At 71.0% G+C, this 2329-nt stretch carries 2 protein-coding genes; both read right to left on the reverse strand.

Translation table 11 applies throughout. From position 1 onward, the window contains the following. Positions 1–1021 (reverse strand): DUF3999 domain-containing protein (locus F3J14_RS34485; protein ID WP_166726699.1); only part of this gene is annotated, 1021 nt, incomplete at its 3' end. Then, a partial coding sequence (locus tag F3J14_RS34490; protein ID WP_166726700.1) for a DUF2339 domain-containing protein occupies positions 1018–2329 on the reverse strand: 1312 nt, incomplete at its 5' end. The genes F3J14_RS34490 and F3J14_RS34485, both read right to left, overlap by 4 nt.

Genomic DNA, 2329 nt, shown 5'->3' on the forward strand with positions numbered 1-2329 from the left:
TACCGCCGCCGAGCCCGCCGTTGCGCATGTCGACGACGATCCGCCACGCGCGATCCGGATTCGGCGCGAACGCCAGCGGCGGGTTGCGCTGTTCGGCGCCTTTGCCCTGCAGCCGGAACAGCACGGCGCCGGCGACGTCGCGCCACGGCGCCTGCGCGTCCGGGCGACTCTGCAGTGTTGCGCGCGCAACCGTATTCGGCTGCGGCAGGTCGATGCGCACGCGGTCGACCGGATACGCGCCGTCAGTGTCGAACAGATACTCGCCGGGCGCGCTGCCGGCCCGCACGTGCACGGCGTCGCGCCATTGGCGCGGCACGGCCGCCGTGTCCGCCGTGCGCGCATCGTGCGGTTGCGTTTCGATCTCGATCGACGCGATTGCGGGCGCGCCGTCGAGCCAGTCCAGCCGCAGGTAGCGCGGGGCCGCGCCTTCGAGCGCGATGCGTTCCTGCACCAGCATGTCGTCACCGCGGCCGACCTTCAGTAACTGCGTGCTGCCGAGCGGCCGCCAATTGCGCAGGTCGTCGCTCTCGTCGACGGCGACACGCCCCTGGTAGCTGTCGTCGCCCACGTGCACGAGCAACGCGTCGATGTCGCCGTTCGCATGCGACAGGTCGACGAGATCCGCGCCGCGCTTCGCGCGCGACGGCGCGGCGACGGTGGCGCGTAGCGCCCCGTCCGGGCCGACCGTCACGCCGAGCGATGCGTTGCCGTTGTCGGCGCGCGCAGGCGGCAGCGGGAACCAGTGCACCGACGTGCGCGACGGCGGTACAGCGGGCGCCGCGGGCGCATCGAGCGAATACGGCACGGGCTCGCCGGCGCCGTTGAAGATGCGCACGTCGCCGAGATCGTCGCGCCGGCTCGCCGCATACACGGGCTGCGGCACGGTGAGCTGGTAATACGCGGCGCTGCCGTCGAGGTCGAGCGAGAAGCGTTGCGCAACGCGTCCGGCGCCCGGCGTGCCGTCGGCCGCCGCGAACGACGCGAGCAGGCTCAGCCCGAGCAGGGCTGCGAGTCGCTTCATCGTGCGTCGTCCGGTTGGGCCGCGGCCTTCGGCGGCAGCGGCGAGAAATAGCCGATCAACAGCAGCAGCACGCCGATGCCGATGAACGACACGATGCGCTCGATGCCGGTCACGTGCGACAGGTCGAACAGGAACAGCTTGACGACCGTGAGCGCGAGCAGCGCGGCGCCGACGAACCACAGCGGACGCAGCCCGCGGCGCGTGGCCCAGATCGTGATCGCGAGCGCGCAGAGCGTCCAGTACACGGACACCGAGGCCTGCACGAGCGTCGATTCGGCCATCGCGCCGAATTCGTACGGGACGCCGGCCCAGTGATGCAAGGAGCGCAGCAGGATCGCGTTCAGCCACAGGAATGCGGTCGCGCCCACCGCGCTCAGCAGTTCGACGCGATAGTTGCCGAACGACCAGCCGAGCTTGCGCGTGCGCACGAACCACGACGCGGCGAGCGCATAGACGACCGCGAGCACGAGATCGAGCGGGTTGAACAGCGGCACGCGCGCCCAGCTTCCGCCGTCCTGCGTGAAGTTCGCGTAGAAGGTCCACACCCACATCACGACGATCAGCGGCAGCGACGCGAGCGCGCACACGCGGGCGATACCGTCGCGGCGCGTCAGCCACATCCCGGCGAACGCGAACAGGCTCCAGCCGACCATGAACACCTGCTGGATGCCGAACGACGACAGCACGGTGTCGATGTCGTAGGCCAGGTGGAAGCGCTGATGCAGCGTGCGCAGCATCAGCGCGTTGAACCACAGGAACATGGTCGCGATCGCCGCATAGTCGACGACGCGCGGGTGCCATGCGATGCCGAGCGCCTTCAGGCGGCGCAGCCATGCGGCGAACGCGACGAAGACGAGGCACTGCGCGATGTCGAGCGGATTGAGCAGCGGCAGCCAGAAGAGCGGCGCTGCGTTGCCGTCGCTGATCACGCTCGCGATGCTCCACAGCCACAGCAACGCGGCGAGCGGCGCCGCGCCCCACACCTGGTAGGCGCGCGGGAACGCCGCGACGGGCCAGTGCAGGCGCGAGCCGGGGCCCGACACCAGCAGGAGCAGCGCGCCGAAGCCATAGGCCCACGCGCTCCAGCTCCATGCGCCTTCGGGGACGAACGCGCGCAGGCGCCAGAAGCCTTCGAGCGACAGCAGCCCGCACACAGTCCAGAACGTCAGCGTATGCAGCGGCGCGATGATGCCTGCGGCGATGGCTTGCCCGTTGCCGGGCGCCGCGCCCTTCGCGGGCTCGGCGCCTGCCGTGCCGCGCGACTGGCGCCACAGCAGCGCGAGGCATGCGCCGACGGCGACGGGCCAC

The sequence above is a fragment of the Burkholderia sp. Tr-862 genome (assembly GCF_011753085.1).
GTDB classification, from domain to species: domain Bacteria; phylum Pseudomonadota; class Gammaproteobacteria; order Burkholderiales; family Burkholderiaceae; genus Burkholderia; species Burkholderia ambifaria.